The sequence below is a fragment of the Chromobacterium sp. ATCC 53434 genome (assembly GCF_002848345.1).
In the GTDB taxonomy this organism is placed as follows: Bacteria; Pseudomonadota; Gammaproteobacteria; order Burkholderiales; family Chromobacteriaceae; genus Chromobacterium.
Map to the genome: position 1 here is coordinate 663,323 of NZ_CP025429.1, position 25,950 is coordinate 689,272.

General features: G+C 65.1%; 23 protein-coding genes. 14 read left to right on the forward strand and 9 right to left on the reverse strand.

What is annotated here, in order from left to right:
- Positions 1-28: 28 nt before the first annotated feature.
- The 4 genes from CXB49_RS03005 to nadA form a co-directional block, all read right to left on the reverse strand.
- The gene (locus CXB49_RS03005; protein WP_233492925.1) at positions 29-1,252 is read right to left on the reverse strand and encodes a peptidoglycan DD-metalloendopeptidase family protein; all 1,224 of its coding nucleotides are present in this window, start codon (positions 1,250-1,252) and stop codon (positions 29-31) included.
- Positions 1,165-1,833 carry a protein-L-isoaspartate(D-aspartate) O-methyltransferase gene (locus tag CXB49_RS03010; RefSeq protein WP_101707025.1) on the reverse strand — a complete coding sequence of 223 codons (669 nt, stop codon included), beginning with the start codon at positions 1,831-1,833 and terminating at the stop codon, positions 1,165-1,167. The genes CXB49_RS03005 and CXB49_RS03010 overlap by 88 nt, the downstream gene beginning before the upstream one ends.
- Positions 1,818-2,561 (reverse strand): 5'/3'-nucleotidase SurE, encoded by a 744-nt coding sequence (gene surE / locus CXB49_RS03015; protein WP_101707026.1) that lies wholly within the window; start codon positions 2,559-2,561, stop codon positions 1,818-1,820. The genes CXB49_RS03010 and surE overlap by 16 nt, the downstream gene beginning before the upstream one ends.
- A gap of 115 nt (positions 2,562-2,676) precedes the next feature.
- Entirely contained in the window at positions 2,677-3,594 is a 918-nt protein-coding gene (gene nadA, locus CXB49_RS03020) for a quinolinate synthase NadA (RefSeq protein WP_101707027.1), read from the reverse strand.
- Positions 3,595-3,939: 345 nt separating this feature from the next.
- On the opposite strand from nadA, the gene CXB49_RS03025 reads away from it, so the two are divergent.
- From CXB49_RS03025 to xerD, 7 genes are all read left to right on the forward strand, one after another.
- Positions 3,940-6,615 carry a bifunctional acetate--CoA ligase family protein/GNAT family N-acetyltransferase gene (locus CXB49_RS03025; RefSeq protein WP_101707028.1) on the forward strand — a complete coding sequence of 892 codons (2,676 nt, stop codon included), beginning with the start codon at positions 3,940-3,942 and terminating at the stop codon, positions 6,613-6,615.
- 102 nt (positions 6,616-6,717) lie between these two features.
- The gene (rpsP, locus tag CXB49_RS03030) at positions 6,718-6,969 is read left to right on the forward strand and encodes a 30S ribosomal protein S16 (RefSeq protein WP_011137222.1); all 252 of its coding nucleotides are present in this window, start codon (positions 6,718-6,720) and stop codon (positions 6,967-6,969) included.
- A 34-nt stretch (positions 6,970-7,003) separates the two neighbouring features.
- Positions 7,004-7,513, forward strand: a complete 510-nt coding sequence (gene rimM, locus CXB49_RS03035) for a ribosome maturation factor RimM (protein ID WP_101707029.1) — start codon at positions 7,004-7,006, stop codon at positions 7,511-7,513.
- On the forward strand, positions 7,513-8,280 hold the full coding sequence (gene trmD / locus CXB49_RS03040; RefSeq protein ID WP_101707030.1) for a tRNA (guanosine(37)-N1)-methyltransferase TrmD: 768 nt from the start codon (positions 7,513-7,515) through the stop codon (positions 8,278-8,280). The genes rimM and trmD overlap by 1 nt, the downstream gene beginning before the upstream one ends.
- A gap of 3 nt (positions 8,281-8,283) precedes the next feature.
- Positions 8,284-8,652 carry a 50S ribosomal protein L19 gene (gene rplS / locus CXB49_RS03045; protein ID WP_011137219.1) on the forward strand — a complete coding sequence of 123 codons (369 nt, stop codon included), beginning with the start codon at positions 8,284-8,286 and terminating at the stop codon, positions 8,650-8,652.
- Positions 8,653-8,724: 72 nt separating this feature from the next.
- Positions 8,725-9,189 (forward strand): methylated-DNA--[protein]-cysteine S-methyltransferase, encoded by a 465-nt coding sequence (locus tag CXB49_RS03050; protein ID WP_101707031.1) that lies wholly within the window; start codon positions 8,725-8,727, stop codon positions 9,187-9,189.
- Complete coding sequence (gene xerD / locus CXB49_RS03055; RefSeq protein ID WP_101707032.1) at positions 9,176-10,063, forward strand: site-specific tyrosine recombinase XerD; 888 nt, start codon at positions 9,176-9,178, stop codon at positions 10,061-10,063. The genes CXB49_RS03050 and xerD overlap by 14 nt, the downstream gene beginning before the upstream one ends.
- A gap of 69 nt (positions 10,064-10,132) precedes the next feature.
- Here xerD and clpA read toward each other — a convergent pair whose 3' ends face one another.
- Both clpA and clpS read right to left on the reverse strand, forming a co-directional pair.
- The gene (gene clpA / locus CXB49_RS03060; RefSeq protein ID WP_101707033.1) at positions 10,133-12,409 is read right to left on the reverse strand and encodes an ATP-dependent Clp protease ATP-binding subunit ClpA; all 2,277 of its coding nucleotides are present in this window, start codon (positions 12,407-12,409) and stop codon (positions 10,133-10,135) included.
- Complete coding sequence (gene clpS, locus CXB49_RS03065) at positions 12,409-12,717, reverse strand: ATP-dependent Clp protease adapter ClpS (protein ID WP_101707034.1); 309 nt, start codon at positions 12,715-12,717, stop codon at positions 12,409-12,411. The genes clpA and clpS overlap by 1 nt, the downstream gene beginning before the upstream one ends.
- Before the next feature lie 224 nt (positions 12,718-12,941).
- Between clpS and CXB49_RS03070 the strand changes: the two genes are divergently transcribed.
- Positions 12,942-13,145: a cold-shock protein gene (locus CXB49_RS03070; protein ID WP_011137214.1), complete on the forward strand. Its 204-nt coding sequence runs from the start codon at positions 12,942-12,944 to the stop codon at positions 13,143-13,145.
- Between the two features lie 423 nt (positions 13,146-13,568).
- Here the strand turns inward: CXB49_RS03070 and CXB49_RS03075 are convergent, their stop codons facing one another.
- Positions 13,569-15,806: an NADP-dependent isocitrate dehydrogenase gene (locus CXB49_RS03075; RefSeq protein WP_101707035.1), complete on the reverse strand. Its 2,238-nt coding sequence runs from the start codon at positions 15,804-15,806 to the stop codon at positions 13,569-13,571.
- Positions 15,807-16,133: 327 nt separating this feature from the next.
- Between CXB49_RS03075 and CXB49_RS03080 the strand changes: the two genes are divergently transcribed.
- A complete protein-coding gene (locus tag CXB49_RS03080; protein WP_101707036.1) occupies positions 16,134-16,760 on the forward strand; it encodes a pseudouridine synthase in 627 nt (208 codons plus the stop codon).
- A gap of 99 nt (positions 16,761-16,859) precedes the next feature.
- Here CXB49_RS03080 and CXB49_RS03085 read toward each other — a convergent pair whose 3' ends face one another.
- The gene (locus CXB49_RS03085) at positions 16,860-17,285 is read right to left on the reverse strand and encodes a hypothetical protein (protein ID WP_101710580.1); all 426 of its coding nucleotides are present in this window, start codon (positions 17,283-17,285) and stop codon (positions 16,860-16,862) included.
- Between the two features lie 64 nt (positions 17,286-17,349).
- Complete coding sequence (gene mutS / locus CXB49_RS03090) at positions 17,350-19,890, reverse strand: DNA mismatch repair protein MutS (protein ID WP_101707037.1); 2,541 nt, start codon at positions 19,888-19,890, stop codon at positions 17,350-17,352.
- A gap of 158 nt (positions 19,891-20,048) precedes the next feature.
- On the opposite strand from mutS, the gene CXB49_RS03095 reads away from it, so the two are divergent.
- From CXB49_RS03095 to ugpB, 5 genes are all read left to right on the forward strand, one after another.
- Positions 20,049-21,311: a glycerate kinase gene (locus tag CXB49_RS03095; RefSeq protein ID WP_101707038.1), complete on the forward strand. Its 1,263-nt coding sequence runs from the start codon at positions 20,049-20,051 to the stop codon at positions 21,309-21,311.
- A gap of 176 nt (positions 21,312-21,487) precedes the next feature.
- Positions 21,488-22,063, forward strand: coding sequence for a GbsR/MarR family transcriptional regulator (locus tag CXB49_RS03100; protein WP_101707039.1), 576 nt, complete (start codon positions 21,488-21,490; stop codon positions 22,061-22,063).
- Positions 22,060-23,406: a cytochrome ubiquinol oxidase subunit I gene (locus CXB49_RS03105; protein ID WP_101707040.1), complete on the forward strand. Its 1,347-nt coding sequence runs from the start codon at positions 22,060-22,062 to the stop codon at positions 23,404-23,406. Before CXB49_RS03100 ends, CXB49_RS03105 begins: the two co-directional genes overlap by 4 nt.
- Positions 23,403-24,413, forward strand: coding sequence for a cytochrome d ubiquinol oxidase subunit II (locus tag CXB49_RS03110; RefSeq protein WP_101707041.1), 1,011 nt, complete (start codon positions 23,403-23,405; stop codon positions 24,411-24,413). Before CXB49_RS03105 ends, CXB49_RS03110 begins: the two co-directional genes overlap by 4 nt.
- 176 nt (positions 24,414-24,589) lie before the next feature.
- The gene (ugpB, locus tag CXB49_RS03115) at positions 24,590-25,906 is read left to right on the forward strand and encodes a sn-glycerol-3-phosphate ABC transporter substrate-binding protein UgpB (protein WP_199406770.1); all 1,317 of its coding nucleotides are present in this window, start codon (positions 24,590-24,592) and stop codon (positions 25,904-25,906) included.
- Positions 25,907-25,950: the final 44 nt, after the last annotated feature.

Genomic DNA, 25,950 nt, shown 5'->3' on the forward strand with positions numbered 1-25,950 from the left:
CCCGGCGGGCGTAGCTGGCTACGCCCGATCAGGACTTGTGTTCAAGATACTGCATCGGGTCCACCGGCTTGCCGAAGCGGCGGATCTCGAAGTGCAGCTTGACTTGGTCGGCATCGGAATTGCCCATTTCGGCAATCTTCTGCCCTTTCTTGACAGACTGTCCCTCCTTGACCAGCAATTGGCTGTTGTGCGCGTAAGCCGACAGGAAGGTCTTGTTGTGTTTGATGATGATCAGCTTGCCGTAGCCTCGCAGCCCGGCGCCGCTGTACACCACCTTGCCATCTCCCGCCGCGAGCACCGGCTGGCCGAGGCGCCCGCTGATTTCAATCCCCTTGTTGTTTTCCGAATAGCCTTTGCTGAGCTTGCCCTCGGTCGGCCACAGCCATGCCACCGCGTCTTCCTGTGCGGTCGGCGCGCTGGCGTCGGCGGCCGGCGAGGGCGATGCCGCGCTGGCTTCCGGCTTCTTGCCCGGCAGCGGGGCGCTGGCCGGGGTCGATGCCTGAGCGTTGTGCTTGTCTCCCGCGCGTCCCTCGCTCTGGGCCGCCAGGTCTTTCACCGCATCGCCGCCATATGGCAGCTTCAGGGCCTTGGGATAGGCCTTTACCGTTGTCGCGCCGCCGGCCTGGGCCGCGGCGTGGTCGGCCGCCGTCGCTTCCGGGGCCGGACGCGCGGCGGTGGAGGAAGCCGCCGGAGCCGAACTGCCCGGCGGCGTCAGCCGCAGCACCTGGCCGACCTTGATATTGGTGTCCGGCAGATTGTTCCAGGCGGCGACATCCTTGTATTTCAAGCCGTGGTTCAGCGAAACGCGGAACAGGTTGTCTCCCGGCTTCACCACATAGCTGCCGCTACCATCGGCGACCGCGGCCGTCTTGTCTACCGGCTGCATGTTCAGGCTGCCCTGGTCGCGATACGGCGCGGCGACGGTGTTGTCCGGGGCGGCGGCCGGCTGAGCCGGCTTGGCGGCGGCCACCGGGGCCGACACCGCGCTCTCCACCGGCGCCGGCTGCTGAGCGATGCTGCTGCAACCAGCCAGTGCTGCGCCAATTGTCGCGACTAATATATACGCATACCTGCAATGCATTTTTAGCATGTTTTTTTGTCGAATCGTTGAAGTTTGAGTTTTGCTTGATTGTCTGACAGCGCAAGTGTTGCGTTTTTGCAGTTTCAATTGCGCCCATTCAACAATGGAACGAATTTCACCGGATCGAGCTTGGTCTTCTGGACGCCCTGGGCGGTTTTTTCCAGCAGCCACAAGTGCTGCTCCTCGTCGCCCAGCGGCAGCACCAGTCGTCCGCCGTCGGCCAGCTGTTCCACCAGCGCGGCCGGCACCGTGCGCGCGGCGGCGGTGATGATGATGCCGTCGAAAGGCGCGGCTTCCGGCAGGCCGATATTGCCGTCCCCGTGCACCAGCCGGGCGTGGACCAGCTTGGCGGCGCGAAGATTGCGTCTGGCTTGGTCAAGAATCGCGCCCAGTCGTTCCATCGAATACACTTCGGCGCCGGCTTTCAGCAGCACCGCGGTCTGGTAGCCGCAGCCGGTGCCTATCTCCAGAATCTTGCCGGGTTGACGGCCCTGGAGCAGCAACTCGCTCATCCGCGCCACCGTCAGCGGCTGCGAAATGGTCTGTCCGTGGCCTATCGGCAGCGACACGTCGTCGTAGGCGCGGGTGGCCAGCGCCTGGTCGACGAATAAATGGCGCGGCACTTCGTGCATGGCCTTGAGCACCCTGTCGTCGCTGATGCCGTGCTGGCGCAAACGGTCGGTCATGCGCCGGCGCGTGCGCTCGGAAAGCATGCCGTATGCCTGGCTGTTCTGTGTCAGCGGTGCAGCCATGTGGAAATCCTGTCCAATTGCCCGTAGGCGGTCAAATCCAGCATCAGCGGGGTCACCGACACCTGTCCGGCCGCGACGCAGCCGAAGTCGGTGCCGGCGCCGGCGTCCTGCACCGCGCCGACCGGTCCTACCCAGTATATCGTCTCTCCGCGCGGATTCTGCGATTTGATCACCGGCTGCGCGGCGTGCCGGCGGCCCAGCCGGGTGACGGCGAAGGCCCCCAGCTCTTCCGGCGCGATGTCGGGCACGTTGACGTTCAGTAGCACCGGCTGCGCGAACGGATCGGCCATGCAGCGTTCGACCAGTTGTTCGACCACCTTGCCGGCGCTGGCGAAATGGCGGCCGCTATAGCCGGCCAGCGAGACGGCGACCGAGGGGATGCCCAGCATGAAGCCCTCGGTGGCGGCGGCGACCGTGCCGGAGTACAGCGTGTCGTCGCCCATGTTCGGGCCGTTGTTGATGCCGCTGAAAATCATGTCCGGCTTGAAATCGAGCAGGCCGGTGACGGCCAGGTGGACGCAGTCGGTCGGCGTGCCGTTGACGTAGTAAAAGCCGTTGGCCGCCTGGCGCACGGTCAGCGGCCGGTCCAGCGTCAGCGAGTTGCTGGCGCCGCTGCGATCGCGTTCCGGCGCCACCACCACCACTTCTCCATAGCGTTGCAGCGTCTGGGCCAGCATGGCCAGGCCAGGCGCGAAATAACCGTCGTCGTTGCTGAGCAGAAACTTCATACCGTCTTTCAGTGTTTACCGCGTGATTGTAGCGCCGCCGACATGACAGCGGATAGGGCCGCAGCGGCGCGCGGCCCGTAAAAAAACCCGCGCAAGGCGGGTTTCTCGGCCTGGTTCAGGCGTAGTAGCGTTTGCTGAATTCCAGCATGCGCTCGATGGGCACGCGCGCGGCGTCCATCTGTCCGGCGGACAGATAGTCTATCTCCAGGCCCTGGCCCTGCTGGGCGCGCTTGACCGCCTCGATGGTGTTCATCTTCATGTACGGACAGGAGTTGCACTGGCAGCCGGCGTAGATCGGCGCCTGGCGCAGATCGAGGTCGGGACGGGCCAGGCCCATGTTGTACAGGATGCCGTCCTCGGTGGCGACGAAGATCACCGCCTTCGGATTGCCCTGGTAGCTTTTCACCCAGTTCAGCATGCCGGAGGTGGAGCCGACGTAATCGGCCTTCTTCAGCACCGGCAGCGGGCTTTCCGGGTGGGCGATCAGGTATTTGTCGCCGGATGCGGCGGCGAAGGCTTCGTCCAGGGCCGCCTCGTTGAACTTGTCGTGCACCTCGCACACCGCCGACCACAGCGGCATGTTGTAGCCGTACAGATCGTTCAGATAGCCGCCCATATTGCGGTCCGGCGAGAAGATCACCTGCTTACCGGACGCGTACAGATGGGCGATGATGTCGTCGACGTTGCGGCTGGTGACGATCCAGTCGGACACCGCCTTGTGCTCGGCGCTGGAATTGATGTACGACACGTGGACGTGGTCCGGATAGCGTTTGCGCCACTGCGTCAGCTCGGCGACGTTGGTCTGGGTCACCAGCGAGCAGGTGGAGCCGGCGTCCGGCAGGATCACGGTGGCTTGCGGATTGAGGATCTTCGCGGTTTCGGCCATGAAGCGCACGCCGGCGAAGACAATGATGTCCGCCTGGGCTTCCTTGGCGTACAGCGACAGCTCCAGGCTGTCGCCCACCTTGTCCGCCATCTGCTGGATTTCGGGCGAGGTGTAATAATGCGCGAGGGTGACGACGCGTTTCGTCATGGTGTATCGGCTCCTGGCCGGGCGGACTTGGATCCTCCCCGGTTGCAATGGTGCAGCGCAATAAACGTTTGTTGCGAAATAGTAAAGATTAGCAATATTGTAAAGACTGCGCTACTGGCTGGGCGCGGATAGGCCGAAAATTGCCGTTGGCCGTCGCGGGAAAGGCATCCGGCGCCGGTTTGCCCGCGGTCAATATGGCGCCGGCCGGGCCGGGCCATGATGACGAGCCGCGAACGCCGGCCGCCGGCCGGGCAAATTCCGCCGCGATCGCGTAATCTGGCGGGCGCAAGCTCCCCGCGACGGCGGGCCGGCGCCTATCGACATCGTTTCCGAGGACAAGCGCGCATGAGGCCGCACTACCTGACTCCGCTGTTTTCCCCGCGCACCGTGGCCGTGGTCGGCGCCAGCGACCGCCCAGGCTCCATCGGCCAGGCGGTGTTCGCCAGTCTGCTGGCCGGTTCTTTCCAGGGGAAGCTGTTCCCGGTCAATCTGAACCACAAGGTGGTCGGCGGCATGCCGGCGGTGGCCTCGGTGCGGCTGATCGACGAGCCGGTCGAGCTGGCGGTGGTGGTGACCGCGATACGCTCGCTGCCGGCCATCATCAAGGATTGCGGCAAGAAGGGCGTCAAGGCGGTGCTGCTGGCCAAGGAGTTTTCCGACAGCGAGTTGCTGGAGCGGGAGCTGGTCAACGAGGCGCTGGAGATCGCGCGCCACTTCGGCATCCGCATCCTCGGACCCAATGTGCTGGGGCTGATGCGGCCGGTGGCCGGCTTCAACGCCAGCAACTACAGCGGCAAGGTGCGTCCCGGCAATCTGGCGCTGGTGTCGGAATCGTCGGCGCTGTGCGCGGCGATGCTGGATTGGGCCGACAGCAAGGAGATCGGCTTTTCCAGCGTGATTTCGCTGGGCGGGGCGCTGGATGTCGGCTTCGGGGAGATTCTCGACTATCTGGTCGCGGACAGCGCCACCCAGGGCATTCTGTTGCACGTGCACCACATCCATGACGCGCGCCGTTTCATGTCGGCGCTGAGGGCCGCCGCGCGCACCAAGCCGGTGGTGGTGATCAAGTCCGGCCGTTTCGAAGCCGCCGGCGGCGGCCAGACCCACGCCAGCAATCTGGTGGCCAGCGGCGACGCCTTCGACGCCGCGCTGGCGCGGGCCGGCGTGCTCAGGGTATCGTCTATCGCCCAGTTGTTCACCGCCGCCAAGGTGCTGGCGGCGAACTACCGCGTCGGCGGCAAGCGGCTGGCCATCGTCTCCAACGGCTTCGGCCCCGGCATGCTGGCGGCCGACAGCGCCATCGACTACGGCATCGAGCTCGCCCAGTTGGGCGAGCAGACCATAGGCCTGCTGGACGGCGTGCTGCCGCGCAACTGGTCGCGGCGCAATCCGCTCGACATCATCGGCGACGCCAGTCCGATGCGTTTTCGCACCGCGGTCAAGGCCTGCGTCGACGATCCCGGCGTCGACGCGGTGATGGTGATCTTCACGCCGCAGGCCGGCACCGACCACCTGACCACCGCCCAGCTGATGATAGGCCTGCAGCGCGAGACCGCGAAGCCGCTATTCCTGTCCTGGCTCGGCGACGCCAAGGTGTCGGAGAGCCGCGAATTGTTTTCCAAGGCCAAGTGCGCCCACTTCCGCGCGCCGGAGTACGGCATCGAGGTCTTCCGCCATCTGGCGGCCTATCAGCGCAACCAGCAGCTGCTGCTGCAGACGCCGGGGCCGCTGGAGGGCAGGCGGGCCGAGCCGGACGTCGCGGCGGCGCGCAAGGTGATGGACGCGGCGCTGGCCGAGGGCAGGGAGATTCTGTCGGAGCGGGAGTCCAAGCAGGTGCTGGCGGCCTTCGGCATTCCGGTCAATCCGACGGCGCTGGCCCGCAACGCCGACCAGGCGGTCAGGCAGGCGGTCAAGATAGGCTATCCGGTGGTGCTGAAGATCGATTCGCCGGACATCGTCTACAAATCCGACGTCGGTGGCGTCGAGCTCAATATCAGCAACGAGGCCACGCTGCGCGGCGCCTTCGACGCCGTCGTCGGCCGCGCGAGGCAGGCGCGGCCGGACGCCCGCATCGATGGCGTGACGGTGCAGCCTATGCGCAAGCGCCGCTTCGCGCGCGAACTGATCGTCGGCGTCGCGCGCGATCCCGCCTTCGGCCCGGTGATCGCCTTCGGCGCCGGCGGCATCGCGGTGGAGGTGATGCGCGATCTGGCGTTGTCGCTGCCGCCGTTGAACGACTATCTGGTCGACAGCATGATCAGCCAGACCCGCATCGGCCAATTGCTCGGCCCGTTCAAGAACCTGCCCCCGGTCGATGTGGACGAGTTGCGCCACGTGCTGTTGAAAGTGTCGGAGATGGTGTGCGAGCTGCCGCAGCTGAGGGAGATGGACATCAATCCGCTGGTGGCCGACGAGCAGGGCGTGATCGCGCTGGACGCGCGCATCTTCGTCGGGCCGGCGCGCGCCGATCTGAAACGCTACGGCCACATGGCCATCATGCCTTATCCGACCCACATGATGGTGTGCGCCAAGCTGTCGGACGGCACGCCGGTGATGATACGGCCGATCCGGCCCGAGGATGCCGACATGCAGCAGGCCTTCGTCCGCAACCTGTCGGAGGAGAGCCGCTACAACCGCTACCTGTCCAGCATCAAGCAGCTGTCGCAGAGTATGCTGGTCCGCTTCACCCAGCTCGACTACGACCGCGAGATGGCGCTGGCGATGACGCGCGACGGCGAGGCCGGCGAGGAAATGCTGGCGGTGGCGCGCTTCATCACCGATCCGGACAACGAGGCCTGCGAGTTCGCGCTGGAGGTGGCCGACAACTGGCAGGGGCGGGGCATAGGCAATCTGTTGATGCAGGCCTTGTTCGACGCGGCGCGCGAGCAGGGCCTGACGACGATGCGCGGCGAGGTGCTGGCCGGCAACAAGGCGATGCTGAAACTGATGCATAAACTGGGATTTAGCGCCGAGCCGCATCCCGAGGACAGGGCGCTGACGCTGGTGCTGAAAACGCTGTAAGTGGCCTGTCCGGCACAGACCCGCATTAAGCGCTTGCAAGATAAGGGAAAACTGCCCTAAAATCGTGGGCTTTTCTATATCCGTTTTCAAGGACAATCGACAATGGTAGTGATTCGTCTGGCCCGCGGCGGCGCCAAGAACCGTCCGTTCTACAACATCGTGGTGACCGATTCCCGCAACCGTCGTGACGGTCGCTTCATCGAGCGCGTTGGCTTCTACAACCCGGTAGCCAACGAGAAGCAAGAGCGCGTCCGCTTCACCATGGACCGTCTGAACTACTGGGTCGGCGTTGGCGCCCAGCTGTCCGACTCCGTTGCCAAGCTGCTGAAAGAGCAGAAAGTCGTAGCCGCTTAATCCGGCTATCCGACATCAAGACGGAATTGGGCGCATGCGCGACGAAGATCTCGTAGTAATGGGCTTTGTGCGCGGCGCCTTCGGTATCAAGGGCTGGGTGAAAATCCACGCCGATACCGAATACGCTGACAGCCTGTTCGACTACCCGACCTGGTGGTTGGGAAAAAGCGGCAGCTGGAAGCCGTACGCATTCGAAAACGGCGCGCTCCAGCCCAAGGCCCTTGCGGCCCAGCTGGAAGGCGTCGAGGACCGCGACGCGGCCGAGTCGCTGCGCGGCATGCAGATCGCCGTTCCGCGCAGCGAGCTGCCGGAAGCCGGCGACGGCGAATACTACTGGACCGATCTGATCGGCCTGGCAGTGCTGAACCAGCAGGGCGAGATGCTGGGCAAGGTGGACAACCTTCTTGAAACCGGCGCCAACGACGTGCTGGTGGTGAAGGACGACGCCGGCCAGCAGCGGCTGATCCCGTTTGTGGATCAGCACGTGCTGGAGGTGGTTCCGGCCGAAGGCCGCATCTTGGTGGACTGGGGTCTGGATTACTGATGCAGATCGACGCGGTGACGCTGTTCCCCGAGATGTTCGACTCGATTGCCCGCTTTGGCGTCAGCCAGCGGGCGCTCGACTTGGGCCTCTGGCATTTTCAGGCCTGGAATCCGCGCGATTTCACCCACGACAATTATCGGCGGGTGGATGACCGGCCTTACGGCGGCGGTCCCGGCATGGTGATGCAGATCGAGCCGCTGGAGCAGGCGATAGCCGCCGCGCGCGCGCGTCAGCGCGAAGCCGGCGTCGAGGCCAGCCACGTGGTCTACCTGTCGCCGCAAGGCGTCAGGCTCAGCCACGCCAAGGCGGAGGAGCTGTCGCAGCGGCCGGGCCTGATCCTGCTGTGCGGCCGCTACGAAGGCATAGACGAGCGTTTGATCGCCACCGAGGTCGATGAGGAAATCTCGATCGGCGACTATGTGCTGTCCGGCGGCGAATTGCCGGCGATGGTGCTGGCCGACGCGGTGGTGCGCTTGTTGCCGGGCGTGCTGAACGATGCGCAATCGGCGTACGAAGACTCATTCGTGGACGGTCTGTTGGACTGTCCGCACTACACCCGACCCGAAGAGTATCGGGGCATGCGGGTGCCGGACGTGCTGTTGTCCGGTAATCATGCCCTGATCGCCAAATGGCGGCTCAAGCAGTCGCTGGGCAGGACGTGGAAGCGTCGGCCCGAGCTGCTGCAGGACCGCGTTTTGACAAAACAGGAATCTCGGCTGCTGGCGGAGTACCAGCAGGAACAAGATATCCGCAAAAAACCGGAGTAAAACATGGATCTGATCCAGAAACTCGAGCAAGAAGAAATCGCCCGCCTGGGCAAGACCCTGCCGGAATTCGCCCCGGGCGATACCGTCGTGGTTCAAGTCAAGGTGAAGGAAGGCAACCGCGAGCGTCTGCAGGCTTACGAAGGCGTTGTGATCGCCAAGCGTAACCGCGGCCTGAACAGCGCGTTCACCGTGCGCAAGATGTCCGCCGGCGAAGGCGTTGAGCGTACCTTCCAGACCTACTCCCCGCTGGTGGCTTCCGTTGAAGTGAAGCGCCGCGGCGACGTGCGTCGCGCCAAGCTGTACTACCTGCGTGGTCGTACCGGCAAGTCCGCACGCATCAAGGAAAAACTGCCGGCCCGCAAGCAGGGTTAATCCTGCCGGCGACAGCCGCTATCATCAAAGCGCAAGGCCTGGCCTTGCGCTTTTTTTATTGGGAGTGGGGCAATGGACTATCGGGTGGTGATCGCCGCGCCGTTCGGCCGGCTGGGCGTGCGTTGCGAGGCCGGCGAGTTGCGCGAGCTGCGTTTCCTGCCGGCGGGCGCGGCCTTGCGGCCGCCCGAGCCGGGCAGTCTGGAGGCGGAGGCGGCGCGGCAGCTGGACGCCTATTACGCCGATCCGCGCCATGTCTTCACCGTGCCGTGGCGCTTGCTCGGCACGCCGTACCAACTGCGGGTGTGGGACAGGATTTCGGCGATACCGTGCGGCGAGACCCGTCGCTACCTGGACCTGTCCCGGGACTTGTCGTCGTCGCCGCGCGCCGTCGGCGGCGCCTGCGGCCGCAACCCGATTCCCATCATCGTGCCCTGCCATCGGGTGGTGGCGAGCGCGGGTCTCGGCGGCTTCAACCAATCCACCGGCGACGAGACGCTGGGCATCAAGAAATGGCTGCTGCGGCATGAGCTCGGATAAGGACAGCATCGACGCCTTCCTCGACCAGCTGTGGTTGCAGGACGGGCTGTCGCAGAACACGCTGGCCGCCTACCGCCGCGACCTGTCCAAGCTGGCCGCCAGGCTGGCCGAGGCGGGCGCCACGCTGCAGGCGGCCGGCCCGGCCGAGCTGGAGGGCGCGCTGCTGGCCGGCGTGGCCAGCGAGAAGCCGGCCACCCGCGCCCGACTGACGTCGGCGCTGCGCCGCTATTACCAGCATCTGCTGCACAGCGGCGCCCGCGCCGAGGACCCCAGCGCGCGGCTGGCGGCGCCGAAGCAGGGGCTGCGGCTGCCCAAGTCGCTGTCCGAAGTCGACGTCGAGGCGCTGCTGGACGCGCCGGACACGGCGACGCCGCTGGGCCTGCGCGACCGGGCGATGCTGGAGGTGCTGTACGCCAGCGGCCTGCGGGTGTCGGAGCTGGTCGGCATGACGCTGAACCAGCTGAACCTGCTGGACGGGGTGGTGAAGACGATGGGCAAGGGCAGCAAGGAGCGGCTGGTGCCGCTCGGCGAGATCGCCCAGGACTGGCTGCTGCGCTATCTGAAGGAGGCGCGGCCGCTGCTGCTGGCCGGCCTGCCGTGCGACGCGGTCTTCGTCACCCAGCGCAAGGCCGGCATGACGCGGCAGATGGCCTGGCATCTGATTTCGCAGTACGCGGCCCGCCAGGGCCTGGCCAAGGTCAGCCCGCACATGCTGCGCCACGCCTTCGCCACCCATCTGGTCAATCACGGCGCCGATCTGCGCGTGGTGCAGCTGCTGCTGGGCCACGCCGACATCTCGACGACCCAGATCTACACCCATGTCGCGCGGGAGCGCTTGAAGCAGCTGCACGCCCGTCATCATCCGCGCGGCTGAGGCCGGCGCGGGTCGAGGACCGAAACAAAAACGCCCGCTTGCGCGGGCGTTCGTTCTGGCGGGTTTGGATCAAACCGGTTCGGCCGCCAGCGCGCTCTGGTCGAACAGCAGTTCCACCTTGTCGTCGGCGACGGTGACGGTGACCTCGCCGCCGGCCACCAGCCGGCCGAACAGCAGCTCGTCGGCCAGCGCCTTGCGCAGCGTGTCCTGGATCAGGCGGGCCATCGGACGCGCGCCCATCAGCGGGTCGAAGCCGTTCTTCGCCAAGTAGCGGCGCAGCTCGTCGGTGAAGTGGATGTCGACGTGCTTCTCCGACAACTGCTGCTCCAGCTGCATCAGGAACTTGTCCACCACCTGCAGGATGATCTGCTCGTCCAGCACGCCGAACGGGATGATGGCATCCAGACGGTTGCGGAACTCGGGGCTGAACAGCCGCTTGATGTCGCCCATCTCGTCGCCGGCCGCCTTGGTCTGGGTGAAGCCCAGAGACGGCTTGGACAACGATTCTGCGCCGGCATTGGTGGTCATGATCAGCACCACGTTGCGGAAGTCCGCCTTGCGGCCGTTGTTGTCGGTCAGCGTGCCATGATCCATCACCTGCAAGAGCACGTTGTAGATGTCCGGATGCGCCTTCTCGATCTCATCCAGCAGCACCACCGCGTACGGATGCTTGTTGATGGCCTCGGTCAGCTGGCCGCCCTGCTCGAAGCCGACATAGCCCGGAGGCGCGCCGATCAGCCGCGACACCGCATGGCGCTCCATGTACTCGGACATGTCGAAGCGGATCAGCTCGACGCCGAGGATGTAGGCCAGCTGGCGCGCCAGTTCGGTCTTGCCGACGCCGGTGGGGCCGGAGAACAGGAACGATCCGATCGGCTTCTGCGGGTTGCCGAGGCCGGAGCGGGTCATCTTGATCGCGCTGGCCAGCCCCTCGATCGCCTTCTCCTGGCCGAACACCACGTTCTTCAGGTCGCGCTCCAGGTTCTTCAGCACGTTCTTGTCGTCGCTGGAAACCGTCTTCGGCGGAATGCGGGCGATCTTGGCGACGATCTCCTCGATCTCCGACTTGTTGATCACCTTCTTCTGCCGCGACTTCGGCAGAATCTTCTGCGCGGCGCCGGCCTCGTCTATGACGTCGATGGCCTTGTCCGGCAGGTGGCGGTCGTTGATGTAGCGCGCCGACAGCTCGGCCGCGGTGGACAGCGCCGACTGCGTGTACTTGACGCCGTGGTGGGCTTCGAAGCGCGACTTCAGGCCCTTCAGGATCTCCACCGTCTGCTGCACCGTCGGCTCGGTGACGTCTATCTTCTGGAAACGGCGGGACAGCGCGTTGTCCTTCTCGAAGATGCCGCGGTACTCGTTGTACGTCGTCGCGCCTATGCAGCGCAGGCTGCCGTTGGACAGCGCCGGCTTCAGCAGGTTGGACGCGTCCAGCGTGCCGCCCGACGCCGCGCCGGCGCCGATCAGCGTGTGGATCTCGTCGATGAACAGGATGGCGTTGCTGTCGTCGGTCAGCTGCTTGATCACCGCCTTCAGCCGCTGCTCGAAGTCGCCGCGATACTTGGTGCCGGCCAACAGGGCGCCCATGTCCAGCGCGTAGACGGTGGACTTGGACAGGATGTCGGGCACTTCGCCGGCGACGATGCGGCGGGCCAGGCCCTCGGCGATCGCCGTCTTGCCGACGCCGGCCTCGCCGACCAAGAGCGGATTGTTCTTGCGGCGACGACACAGGATCTGCACCGTGCGCTCAAGCTCGTGCTCGCGGCCGATCAAGGGATCGATCTTGCCGTCGCGCGCCATCTGGTTGAGGTTCTGGGTGTAGTTCTCCAGCGCCCCGCCCGGACCGGTGGCCTGTTCCTCCCCCTCGGCCTCGCCGCTGCTGTCGCGCGGCTCCTGCGGCGGCTGCTGCGACCGCTGCTTGGTGATGCCGTGCGAGATGAAGTTGACGACGTCGAGCCGCGAGATGCCTTGCTGGTGCAGATAGTACACCGCGTGCGAATCCTTCTCGCCGAAGATGGCGACGAGGATGTTGGCGCCGGACACTTCCTTCTTGCCCGACGACTGCACGTGCAGGATCGCGCGTTGAATCACGCGCTGGAAACCCAGGGTGGGCTGGGTTTCGACTTCGGCCTCGCCGGGCACGGTGGGGGTGTGCTCGTCGATGAAGTCGGTCAGCTGCTTCTTCAGTTGGTCGATATTCGCCCCGCAGGCTCGCAACACTTCTGCGGCCGACGGATTGTCGGTCATCGCGAGCAGCAGATGCTCCACGCTGATGAACTCGTGGCGCTTGCGCCGTGCGTCCATGAACGCCATATGCAGGCTTACTTCAAGCTCCTGGGCAATCATCAGTTTTCCTCCATTACGCACTGAAGCGGATGCTGATGCGCTTTCGCATATTGCAACACCTGCTCGACCTTCGTGGCGGCCACGTCTTTGGTATAAACGCCACACACGCCGTGACCTTGCGTGTGGACTTGCAGCATGACGTGTGTGGCTTTCTCGCGGTTCAAGTGAAAGAACTGCTGAAGAACCTGCACCACGAAGTCCATTGGGGTAAAATCATCGTTCAATAACAACACCTTATACATCGGGGGAGGGTTTTCCCTAACCCGTGACGCCTCAATCTGGGCATCGTCTTTGACCGAGGTGGACATGTCGACTTTCATGGAAACGGTGCCTCACTTCAATTTTGGTTCCCCCTGACTTTTTTTCAAGGGGGCAAGTAAGACCGCTATCACTTGACGCCGTCGCCGGGCTTGCGTAGAAATGCAGCTGGTGCTTGGCTTAACTGTTTGGCATTTTTCGCCATGGGATTTGTCAAACTCTATTAAGCTCTAAGTTGGTCGGCTTCACCAGCCTTTTTTTGCAAGGAAGTTAAATGGCATTTGGTACCGTGAAGTGGTTCAATGACGCAAAAGGCTTCGGCTTTATTACCCCGGACGAAGGTGGCGAGGATTTGTTCGCTCATTTTTCGGCCATCAACATGCAAGGCTTCAAGACTCTGAAAGAGGGTCAACGTGTAAGCTTTGAAGTGGTGTCCGGCCCGAAGGGGAAGCAGGCGTCCAATATCCAGAACGCGTAATCGCGTTATTGGGTCGGTCCACCGTGCGGTGGACTGGTGGAAATATTCTCGAAGCCCGCTTCCGGCGGGCTTTTCATTTTTCCGGCCGTGTGCCTGGATATCCTGTCTGGCCAAGCGGGAAGACCGACGATCAAGCATGATCGGCGGCGCCGAATGGCCGATGCGCTGTTTCCCCGAGCCGGCGGCGCGAGCCGCGTCCCATCGTCCTGTCCCTGGTATGCCAATCCGCTGAAACCGGCAAGTCCGAACCCATTGCGTTTTTCCATCGTAGATTGGCCGAGGCCGGCTTTTTCCCGGTCCTTCAGCCAGGTACCCGTTCGTTCGCCGGCGCATCGCGGCGCCGGAGTCGGGGCGGCGGGCGGGGACGAGCGGGCATGAAAAAGCCCCCGGCGAAGACCGGGGGCCGGGGCGAATCGACCGCTATCAGGCCTGCACGGCGTCGATGGCGGCGTTGAAGGTGGCGCTCGGGCGCATCACCGCCTGGCACTTGTCCGCGTCCGGCAGGTAGTAGCCGCCGATGTCGGCAGCCTGGCCCTGCACGGCCTTCAGTTCGGCCAGGATTTGCTGCTCGGCGTCGGCCAGCTGCTTGGCGACGGGCGCGAAGCGGGCCTGCAGTTCCTTGTCGTCGGCCTGTTCGGCCAGCGCCTGTGCCCAGTACTTCGCCAGGTAGAACTGGCTGCCGCGGTTGTCCAGTTCGCCGGTGCGGCGCGACGGGGACTTGTTGTTGTCCAAGAGCTTGCCGGTGGCCGCGTCCAGCGTCTTGGCCAGGATCTTGGCCTTGTCGTTGCCGGTCTTGATGCCCAGGTCTTCCAGCGACACCGCCAGCGCCAGGAACTCGCCCAGGCTGTCCCAGCGCAGGTGGTTCTCTTCCAGCAGCTGTTGCACGTGTTTCGGCGCCGAGCCGCCTGCGCCGGTTTCGTACATGCCGCCGCCGGCTATCAGCGGCACGATGGACAGCATCTTGGCCGAGGTGCCCAGTTCCATGATGGGGAACAGGTCGGTCAGGTAGTCGCGCAGGATGTTGCCGGTGACCGAGATGGTGTCCAGGCCGCGGGCCACGCGTTCCAGCGTGTAGCGCATCGCGCGCACCTGCGACATGATCTGGATTTCCAGGCCCGAGGTATCGTAGTCCTTCAGATAGGTCTTCACCTTCTTGATCAGCTCGTTCTCGTGCGGGCGGTACGGGTCCAGCCAGAACACCGCCGGCATGCCGGAGTTGCGGGCGCGGGTCACGGCCAGCTTCACCCAGTCGCGGATAGGCGCGTCCTTCACCTGGCACATGCGCCAGATGTCGCCGGCTTCCACGCTTTGCGACAGCAGCACTTCGCCGGTGGCGAGGTCGACGATGTTGGCGACGCCGTCTTCCTTGATCTCGAAGGTCTTGTCGTGCGAGCCGTATTCCTCGGCCTTCTGCGCCATCAGGCCGACATTGGGCACGGTGCCCATGGTCTTCGGATCGAAGTTGCCGTGCCATTTGCAGAAGTTGATCATCTCCTGATAGATGCGGGCGAAGGTCGATTCCGGCATCACGGCCTTGCAGTCGTACGGCTTGCCGTCGGCGCCCCACATCTTGCCGCCGGCGCGGATCATCGCCGGCATCGAGGCGTCGACGATGACGTCGTTCGGCGAGTGGAAGTTGGTGATGCCCTTGGCGGAGTCGACCATCGCCAGGCGCGGACGGTGTTCCTGGCAGGCGTGCAGGTCGCGGATGATTTCTTCGCGCTTCGAGGCCGGCAGCGTCTCGATCTTCTCGTACAGCGTGGCCATGCCGTTATTGACGTTGACGCCCAGCTCGTCGAACAGCTTGCCGTGCTTCTCGAACGCGTCCTTGTAGTAGATCTTGACGCAGTGGCCGAACACGATGGGGTGGGACACCTTCATCATCGTGGCCTTCACGTGCAAGGAAAACAGGATGCCGGCCTCGCGGCAGTCTTCCATCTCGCGCTCGTAGAAGTCGCACAGCGCCTTCTTGCTCATGAACATCGAGTCGATGATCTCGCCGTCCTGCAGCGCCACCTTCGATTTCAGCACGATGGTCTGGCCGCTGGTGGTCGCCAGCTCCATCTTGACTTCGCGCGCCTTGTCCAGCGTGATGGATTTTTCGCCGTGGTAGAAGTCGCCGTGGTGCATGTGGGAGACGTGGGTCTGCGACCACTGCTTCCATTCGGCCATCGAGTGCGGGTGCTTCTTCGCGTAGTTCTTCACCGCCAGCGGCGCGCGGCGGTCGGAGTTGCCTTCGCGCAGCACCGGGTTCACCGCGGAGCCCAGGCATTTGGCGTAGCGGTCCTTGATCGCCTTCTCGGCGTCGCTGGCCGGGTTCTCCGGATAGTCGGGCAGCTTGTAGCCCTTGGCCTGCAGTTCCTTGACGCAGGCTGCCAGCTGGGCGACGGACGCGCTGATGTTGGGCAGCTTGATGATGTTGGCTTCCGGCTGCAGCGTCAGCTTGCCGAGCTCGGACAGGGTATTCGGGACCTGTTGCTCTTCGGTCAGGTAATCGGGGAATTCCGCCAGTACGCGGGCGGCCACGGAGATGTCGGCAGTATCGACCTGAACGCCGGCCGAACCGGCGAAGGCCTGGACGATGGGCAGGAAGGAACTGGTGGCCAGCGCCGGCGCTTCGTCGGTAAGGGTGTAGATGATTTTCGATTGTTCTGCAGGCATGACTCTATCTCCATGTTGATCTTGTGATGACAGAACGATTGCACGGGGGCGCTTGCCGCCGGTCTCGCAGCCGGCGCCGGGCGGTCGCCGCCGGTGAGGAAGGCGGGCGGCCCGGCGACTTCGGGCTTTTTCAAAAGCGAATTATACCTCTCCTCGCAGACTTGGTTCGCAACGCAACTGAACTTTTTATGCTTTATAACTGGTTGCGGGCGGTTCGATTGCGAATTATGCCGCCAGCGGACAGGGGCCTGCGGCGACGATAGGGCGTTACGCGCCGGCCCGGCCTTGCTATCATTCGGCTGACCGTTCATTGCCGTTGCCGATTCCATGTCCCAGTTGATCCTGCTGAACAAGCCGTATGGCGTCATCTGCCAGTTTTCCGACCATCCGACCCATCCGACGCTGAAGTCCTGCGTGCCGCTGCCCGGCGTCTATCCGGCCGGCCGGCTGGATACCGACAGCGAGGGCCTGCTGCTGCTGACCGGCGACGGCGCGCTGCAGCACCGCATCGCCGATCCGCGCTGGAAGTTGCCCAAGACCTATTGGGTGCAGGTGGAGGGCCAGCCGCGGGACGAGCAGCTGGAGATGCTGCGCCGGGGCGTGGACCTGGGCGATTTCGTCACCCGGCCGGCCCAGGTGACGCGCATCGAAAGCCCGGAGTTGTGGCCGCGCCATCCGCCGGTGCGGTTTCGCAAGACGGTGCCCGATGGCTGGCTGGAAATCGTCATCAGCGAGGGCAAGAACCGCCAGGTGAGGCGGATGACCGCCAAAGCCGGATTGCCGACCTTGAGACTGGTGCGGGTGGCGATAGGCCCGTGGCGGCTGGATGGACTGCAGCCGGGCGAGATGCGGCCGCTGGAGGTGAGTCTGGACGATTTGCCCAGATCGCCGTCCGTCGGCGGTCCGGGAGCCGGCCCGCGCGGTCCGGCGCCGACCTTCCGCCGCAAGCGCTAGGCGCCGTCGGCCGGCGAGATGAAAGACGGGGAAGCTGTCGCTTCCCCGTCTGAAGGTGGCGCCGGAACAGGCGCCGATCTGAGTCACGGATCAATGTGGCTAGTGATTGTGATGATCCTCGAAGTAAGCGATCGGGCCGGCACTGGTCAACCCGACATGAAAGCTTGAACTTTCCGGAAACAACTCGCCGGCGCTTTCGGCGGCACGGACGAATTCGAACAGCACTTCCACTTCCTTGAACTTGCGAGCCAGAATCAGGTTGCCGTTCAGCCAGTCATGAATCTCCGCCTCGTGCGGATGCTGGTTTTCCAGCTTCAGCTGGAAACCCGCATCGCTGACCAAGCTGATGGCCGGCGGCATGCTGATGTCGAACTGGCTTAATTCCTTTTGCGCCAGCTCCGCGAAGCTGGACAGTTCGAGGTTGGCCTTCTCCCGGATATCGGAAAGGGCGAGTGTCCCGTCGTCCCCGATCTGGCCAAGAAGCTGACTCAGGCTGGGAATGGCGGAGGCGGTTTCAAACGACATCATATTGCTCCTTGTTGAACGTTACCATCTAGTAATAATAGGAAACGATCATGGAGTGGGCTGGTCAATCGGCCAGTTTTTTCAATTGATACAATATGTCTAGCGCCTGACGCGGGCTCAACTCGTTCGGATCGATCTCGCGTAGACGGTCGACTGCAGGACTAAGTTCCGGCTCCGGCGCGGACACCGGCGCGGCGAACAGATCGGGCTGCACGCGGGCCGCCGACTGGTTCTCCAGCTCGGCCAGATGGCGGCGCGCGTCGCGTATCACCTTGGCCGGCACGCCGGCCAGCTGTGCCACCGCCAGGCCATAGCTCTGGCTGGCCGGGCCGTCCTCGACGTGGTGCAGGAAGACGATGCGATCCTTGTGCTCCACCGCCGACAGGTGGACGTTGGCCACCGCCGGGTATTCGCCTTCCAGCGTGGTCAGCTCGAAATAGTGGGTGGCGAACAGCGTGTAGGCGCGATTCTTCTCGATCAGCGCGCGGGCGATGGCCCAGGCCAGCGCCAGGCCGTCGAAAGTGGACGTCCCGCGGCCCACCTCGTCCATCAGCACCAGCGAGTGTTCGCTGGCGTTGTTGAGGATGTTGGCGGTCTCGGTCATTTCCACCATGAAGGTGGAGCGGCCGCCGGCCAGGTCGTCCGACGCGCCGATGCGGGTGAAGATGCGGTCTATCGGGCCGATGACGGCGGAGTCGGCCGGCACGAAGCTGCCGACGTGGGCCAGCAGCGTGATCAGCGCGTTCTGCCGCATATACGTCGATTTACCGCCCATGTTCGGGCCGGTGATCAGCAACAGTTTGCGCTCGGCCGACAGCCGGGTGTCGTTGGCGATGAAGCGCTCGACCTCGGCCTCCACCACCGGGTGGCGGCCGGCGACGATGTCCAGCTTGGGCTCGGCGACGAATCGCGGTTCGGCGTAGTTGCCGATGGCGGCGCGCTGGGCGAAGGCGGCCAGCACGTCCAGCGACGCCACCGCCTGCGAGATCCGCTTCAGTTCGGTGATGTGCGGCGCCAGTTCGTCGAGCAGCGCCTCGTACAGCTGCTTCTCCAGCGCCAGCGCGCGGTCCTGCGCGGTCAGCGCCTTGTCCTCGAATTCCTTCAACTCCGGCGTGATGTAGCGCTCGGCGTTCTTCAGCGTCTGGCGGCGGCGGTAATCGTCCGGCACCTTGTCCGACTGCGCCTTCGATACTTCGATGTAGAAGCCGTGGACGCGATTGAACTCCACTTTCAGCGTGGTGATGCCGGTGCGCTCCTTTTCGCGCGCCTCCAGCTTCAGCAGGAAGTCGCCGCAGTCGTTCTGGATGGCGCGCAATTCGTCTAGCACCGGGCTCAAGCCGTTGTTGATCACGCCGCCGTCGCGCAGGAAGGTGGCCGGCTCCGGCAGGATGGACGCGGCCAGCATCTTCTGCACCGGCGATTCGGTCGGCAGCGCGGCGGAGAGCTCGTTCAGCAGTTCGGAATCCAGCGAGGCCGCCAACGCCTTGACGCCGGAGAGCGCCGTCAGCGAGTCGCGCAGCGCCGACAGGTCGCGCGGGCGGGCCGAGCGCAGCGCCACCCGCGAGGTGATCCGCTCGATGTCGGACACTTGGTCCAGCTCGGCGTGGATGTCCTGGTGGCGCGGCAGCAGCGCGCGCACCGCGCCGTGGCGGCGGGCCAGCTTGTGATGGTTGCGGACCGGGTGGTGCAGCCAGTGGCCGAGCAGGCGGCTGCCCATGCTGGTGGCGCAGGTGTCGAGCAGGGATGCCAGCGTCGGCGAGGCTTCGCCGCGTATCGTCTCGGTCAGCTCCAGATTGCGGCGGGTGGCGGCGTCCATGCGGATCAGCTCGCCGGCGTCCTCGACCGACAAGGCGGAGATGTGGGCCGGATTGACGCCCTGGGTGGACTTCACGTATTCCAGCAAGGCGCCGGCGGCGCCGACGGCCACCGGCAGCGTGTCGGCGCCGAAGCCGGCCAGATCGCGGGTGCCGAAGTGGCGGGTCAGCGCCAGCTTCGACGATTCGATGTCGAATTGCCACGGCGGCAGCTTCTTCTTCGGCATGGCGATGCCTTCAAACGCCGCGAGACCGGTGTCGTCCGGGATCACCAGCTCGGCCGGCTTCAGCCGTTCCAACTCGCTGGCCAGGTCCTCGGCGTCGGCCTGCATCACCTTGAATTCGCCGCTGGCCAGCGACAGCCAGGCCAGGCCCAGCACGCCCTTGACCAGGTTGACCGCCAACACCAGGTTGTCGCGCTTGTCGTCCAACAGCGCGGCGTCGGTCAGCGTGCCCGGCGTGACGATGCGCACGACCTTGCGCTCCACCGGACCCTTGGCCAGCGCCGGATCGCCGATCTGCTCGGCGATGGCCACCGATTCGCCCATCTTCACCAGCCGCGCCAGATAGCCCTCGGCGGCGTGGTAGGGGATGCCGGCCATCTTGATCGGCACGCCGGCGCTGGCGCCGCGCGCGGTCAGCGTGATGTCCAACAGCCGCGCCGCTTTTTCCGCATCCTCGTAGAACAGCTCGTAGAAGTCGCCCATGCGGTAGAACAGCAGCTTGTCTGCGTGGTCGCGCTTCAGGGCGAAATATTGGGCCATCATCGGGGTGTGCTGGGGCGTGCTCATCGGGTGTCGGGCTCTGCTCTTGTGTCGGTCTGGAAAAATGCGTAACGCCCCGGTGAAGGCGGGGCGTTGGAATCGACGCCATTCTAACGCGCGGCGGCGGGGGTGTCAGCCGCCGCCGGCTGGGGCAGAATGGCGTCATCGCCATTGGAGAAGCCGTCATGTCCGATCTTGATCCGCAATCCATGCTACGCCGCTTGTTCGACGCCGCCGTCGCCAGCGCGATGCCGGAGCGGCTGGCCGATCATCTGCCGCCGCCGCCGAAGGGCCGCACCGTGGTGGTCGGCGCGGGCAAGGCCGCAGCGGCGATGGCGCGGGCGCTGGAGCGGGCCTGGCCGGGAGCGCTGTCCGGCGTGGTGGTGACCCGTTATGGCCACGCGGTGGCGACCGAGCGGATAGACGTGCTGGAAGCCTCGCATCCGGTGCCGGACGAGGCCGGCTGCGCGGCGGCCAGGCGCATTCTGCAGGCGGTGCGGGGACTGACGGCCGACGATCTGGTGATCTGCCTGCTGTCCGGCGGCGGCTCGGCGCTGCTGAGCTTGCCGGCGGACGGCATCAGCCTCGCCGACAAGCAGGCGCTCAGCCGGCAATTGCTGGCCTGCGGCGCCGGCATCGATGAAATCAACGCGGTGCGCAAGCATCTGTCGGCGATCAAGGGCGGGCGGCTGGCGCTGGCCTGCGCGCCGGCCAGGCTGCTGACCTTGGCGATTTCCGATGTCGTCGGCGACGACCCGGCGGTGATCGCGTCCGGGCCGACGGCGGCGGATCCCGGCAGCTATGCGGACGCGCGCGCCGTCGTCGCCAGGTATGGTCTGGACCTGCCGCCGGCGGTCCAGGCCTTGCTGGACGCCGAGCCGGACGAGACGCCGAAACCGGGCGATCCGCGGCTCGCCCACGCCGAGTATCGGATGATCGCGACGCCGCAACTGGCCTTGCGCGCGGCGGCTGCCGAGGCGGAGCGGCTGGGGCTGAACGTGCTGTTGCTCGGCGACAGCATAGAGGGCGAGGCGCGCGAGGCGGCGCGGGTACATGCCGGCATCGCGCGGCAGATCGCCGCGCATGGCGCGCCGGTGGCCAGGCCGGCGGTCATCCTGTCCGGCGGCGAAACCTCGGTGACCTTGCGCGGCCGGGGCAGGGGCGGGCGCAACAGCGAGTTCCTGCTCTCGCTGGCGATCGCGCTGAACGGTCTGCCGGGGGTTTACGCGCTGGCGGCCGACACCGACGGCATAGACGGCAGCGAGGACAACGCCGGCGCCTTGATCTCGCCGGACACGCTGGCGCGCGCCGCCGCGCGGAGCGTCGACGCCGTCGCCAGACTGGCCGACAACGACGCCTACGGTTTCTTCGCCGCGCTCGACGATCTGCTGATCACCGGGCCGACGCATACCAACGTCAACGATTTTCGCGCCATCCTGCTGCGCTGAGCTTGCGCGTTTCCGATGACAGGGCCATGCCGCGCATGGCCTTTTTTACGTGCCCGTTCATGACGTGGAGGTATGGTCAAGCCTACAGATCATACTTTGTCCATCTTGACCCGAACTATCTTCGCCAATTATGATTCGTATCAAAGTTTCAGAAATTACTGAAAATTGAGAAAAATATGAATACTCCACCTCTGGTACAGGCCTTCGTGCTGCACTTCGGCGAGATGGGCAGCCGCTGGGGCATCAATCGCACCGTCGGCCAGATCTACGCCTTGCTGTACGTGTCGGAAAAACCGCTGAACGCCGACGAGATCGGCGAAGCGATAGGCTGTTCGCGCTCCAATGTCAGCATGGGGCTGAAGGAGCTGCAGGCCTGGCGGCTGGTCCGCCTGCAGCATTTTCCCGGCGACCGGCGCGAATACTTCTCGACGCCGGAAGACGTGTGGCTGATCTTCAAGACGCTGGCGGAGGAGCGCAAGAAGCGCGAGGTGGAGCCGACGCTGACGATGCTGCGCGGCGCGATGATGGAAAGCCCGGCCAGCGAGGCCGAGCAGCACGCCCAGGCCAGGATGAAGGAGATGTACCAGCTGATCGAGCTGGTCACCACCTGGTTCTCCGACATCCAGCACATGGACGTGGAAACCTTGCAGCGGCTGATGAAGCTGGGCTCGCAGGTGCAGAAGGTGCTGCAGTTCACCCAGTCGCTGTCCCGGCTGGGCAATCGCGATCAAGATCGGGAGCACGCCGAATGATGACTGAAATCGACCCCGTCACGCTGGCGCGGATACAGTTCGCCACCAATATCTCCTTCCACATCCTGTTTCCCACCATCAATATCGCGCTGGCCTGGGTGCTGCTGTTCTTCAAGGTCCGTTTCCGCCAGACCGGCGACCAGGGCTGGATGGACGCCTACGGCTTCTGGGTGAAGATCTTCGCGCTGTCGTTCGCATTGGGCGTGGTGTCCGGCGTGACGATGAGCTTCCAGTTCGGCACCAACTGGCCCGGCTATATGCAGACGGTCGGCAATATCGCCGGGCCGCTGCTGGCCTACGAGATCCTGACCGCCTTCTTCCTGGAGGCCGGCTTCCTCGGCATCATGCTGTTCGGCCGTTCGCGGGTGCCGGAGAAGGTGCACACGCTGGCGACCTTCCTGGTGGCCTTCGGTAACAGCGTGTCGGCGTTCTGGATCATCGCGCTGAACTCCTGGATGCAGACGCCGACCGGCTTCGTGATGCGGGATGGCCGCGCCCATGTGCTGAGCTGGCTGGAGGTGATCTTCAATCCGTCCATGCCGTACCGGCTGACCCACATGCTGCTGGCCTCCGGCCTGACCGTGGCCTTCCTGGTGGCCGGCTTGTCGGCCTACCGCTATCTGCGCGGCGAACGCGGCCGCGGCGTGATGGCGGCCTTGAAGACCGGCGTCTTCCTGGCGGCGCTGCTGATCCCGCTGCAGATGTTCGTCGGCGACATGCACGGCCTGAACACGCTGAAGCACCAGCCGGCCAAGCTGGCGGCGATCGAGGGCATCTGGCATACCGAGAAGGACGTGCCGCTGCTGCTGTTCGCGCTGCCCAACGCCGAGACCCGCAGCAACGATTACGCGATAGGCGTGCCGCAGCTGGGCAGCCTGATCCTGACCCACCAGTGGGGCGGGGAGATCAAGGGTTTGAACGAGTTCACCCAGCATCCGCCGGTGGCCAAGGTGTTCTGGAGCTTCCGCGTGATGGTGGCGATGGGCGGACTGATGTTGCTGGCCTCGTGGCTGGCCGCCTGGTGGCTGAAGCGGCGCGGCGAGCTGCCGCCGGCGCTGGCCAAGCTGCTGGTGGCGATGACCTTCTCCGGCTGGATCGCGACGCTGGCCGGCTGGTTCGTCACCGAGATCGGCCGCCAGCCGTGGCTGGTGACCGGGGTGCTGACGACGGCCCAGGCTGCCGGCAAGGCCACGGCGCCGATGCTGTTCACCTCGCTGACGACCTATCTGGCGCTGTACGCCGCGCTGCTGGCGGCCTACATCTCGGTGCTGTTCCATCTGGCGCGCAAGGCCGGCGCCCATGACGCGGCCGGCGAAACCCAATTGAAGGAGAAACTGGCATGAGCGAGGCATTCTACCTGCCGGCGATCTTCGCCGGGCTGATGGCGCTGGCGATGCTGGTGTACGTGGTGCTGGACGGTTTCGACCTTGGCGTCGGTATCCTGCTGCCGCTGGCCGGCGACGAGGAAAAGGACGTGATGGTCGGTTCGATCGGCCCGTTCTGGGACGCCAACGAGACCTGGCTGGTACTGGGCGCCGGCCTGTTGCTGGTGGCCTTCCCGGTGGCACACGGCGTGGTGTTCGGCGCGCTCTACCTGCCGGTGCTGGTCATGCTGGTCGGCCTGATCCTGCGCGGCGTCGCCTTCGACTTCCGCGTCAAGGCGCAGGACCCGCACAAGCCGTGGTGGAACGCGGCCTTCGCCGGCGGCTCTCTGCTGGCGGCGCTGGCCCAGGGCGTGATGCTGGGCCGCTATCTGACCGGCTTCGCCGACGGCGCCGTCGCCTGGGCCTTCGCGCTGGTCGTCGGCGCCGGGCTGGCGCTGGCCTACGCGCTGCTCGGCGCCTGCTGGCTGGTGATGAAGACGCATGGCGCCTTGCAGGCCCGCGCCGTCGTCTGGGCCGAGCGCGCCTTGTATGGCGCCGGCCTGGCGGTGCTGGCGGTGTCGGTGGTGACGCCGCTGGCCAATCCGGGCATCGCCGCCAAATGGTTCGCGCTGCCGCAGTTCCTGCTGCTGTTGCCGCTGCCGCTGGGCTCGCTGGCGCTGTTCGTCCTGCTGTGGCTCAGCCTGCCGCGACTGGCGCGTCGTCAGGCCGCCGGCAACGATAGTTTCTGCTGGCTGCCGTTCGCCGCCAGCGTCGGCATCGTGCTGCTGTCGTTCTGGGGCCTGGCCTACAGCGTGTTTCCGCAGATGGTGATAGGCAAGATGACGATCTGGCAGGCGGCGGCCGATCCGGAGGCGCTGTGGGTGATTCTGTGGGGTGCCATCGTGGTGCTGCCTTGCATCATCGGCTACACCGCCTTCGCCTACCGCGTGTTCTGGGGCAAGGCCGACAAGCTCAGCTATCAGTAGATCGCAGGTGAAAGACAGAAAAGCGCGCCGGACCGGCGCGCTTTTTTTGCGTCTTCATTCCATTTTGCGTCTTGATGCAAATTTAATGTCATATTATCGTAACGATACTGTCATTTTCGCCGGCCACAATCACGCCGCGTGAATGCCAGCCGAGATAACGATAAATGGAGAAGCCGATGTCCCTGTCCCGAACTTTAGTCCGCGCCGCCGCGCTGGCGCCGCTGGCGCTGTCCCTGTCGGCGCAGGCCGCCACCGAGATCCAGTTCTGGCATTCGATGGAAGGCTCGCTGGGCGACCGCGTCAACGCCATCGCCGCCCAGTTCAACGCCAGCCAGAAGGACTACAAGGTGGTGCCGGTGTACAAGGGACAGTACGACGAGTCGCTGGCCGCGGCCATCGCCGCCTATCGCAGCGGCAACGCGCCGGCCATCGTCCAGGTGTTCGAGGTGGGCACCGCGACGATGATACAGGCGAAGAAGGCGGTCAAGCCGGTTTACCAGGTGATGGCCGACGCCGGCGAGAAGCTGGACGAGAAGGCCTTCATTCCTGCGGTGGCCAGTTATTACAGCGACGCCAAGACCGGCCACCTGCTGTCGCTGCCGTTCAACAGCTCCACCCCGGTGCTGTACTACAACCGCGACGCGTTCAAGAAGGCCGGCCTGCCGGACGCGCCGCCGAAGACCTGGCCCGAGCTGGCCGCCGCCGCCGCCAAGCTGAAAGCGTCCGGCATGCGCTGCGGCTACAGCACCGGCTGGCAGGGCTGGGTGCAGCTGGAGAACTACAGCGCCTGGCACAGCCTGCCGTTCGCCAGCCTGGACAACGGTTTCGGCGGCACCGGCGCCGCGCTGCAGTTCAACGGCCCGCAACAGGTCAAGCATATCGAGTTCCTGGCCAAGATGGCCAAGGACGGCACGTTCAGCTACGCCGGCCGCAAGGACGAGGCGACGCTGAAGTTCTACAGCGGCGAGTGCGGCATCATGACCGGCAGCTCCGGCTCGCTGGCCAATATCCGCAAGAACGCCAAGTTCGCCTTCGGCATCGGCATGATGCCTTACGATCCGGCGGTGAAGGGCGCGCCGCAGAACGCGTTGATCGGCGGCGCCAGCCTGTGGGTGATGGCGGGCAAGTCTCCGGCCGAGTACAAGGGCGTGGCCCGCTTCTTCAAGCTGCTGACCTCGGCCGAGGTGATGGCCAAGTGGCATCAGGACACCGGCTATCTGCCGGTGGTGACCGCCGCCTATGATCTGTCGCGCAAGCAGGGCTTCTACGACAAGAACCCGGGCGCCGACATCGCCACGCGCCAGATGCAGAACAAGCCGCCGAAGTCCTATACCCGCGGCCTGCGACTCGGCTACATGCCGCAGATCCGCACGGTGATGGACGAGGAGCTGGAGGGCGTGTGGACCGGCCAGAAGAGCGCGAAGGCCGCGCTGGACAGCGCGGTGGCGCGCGGCAACGAGCTGCTGCGCCGATTCGAGAAGACCGCCAACTGATCGCTATCCGGAAACGGGCGTGTCGTCAGACCGCCCGTTTTTGT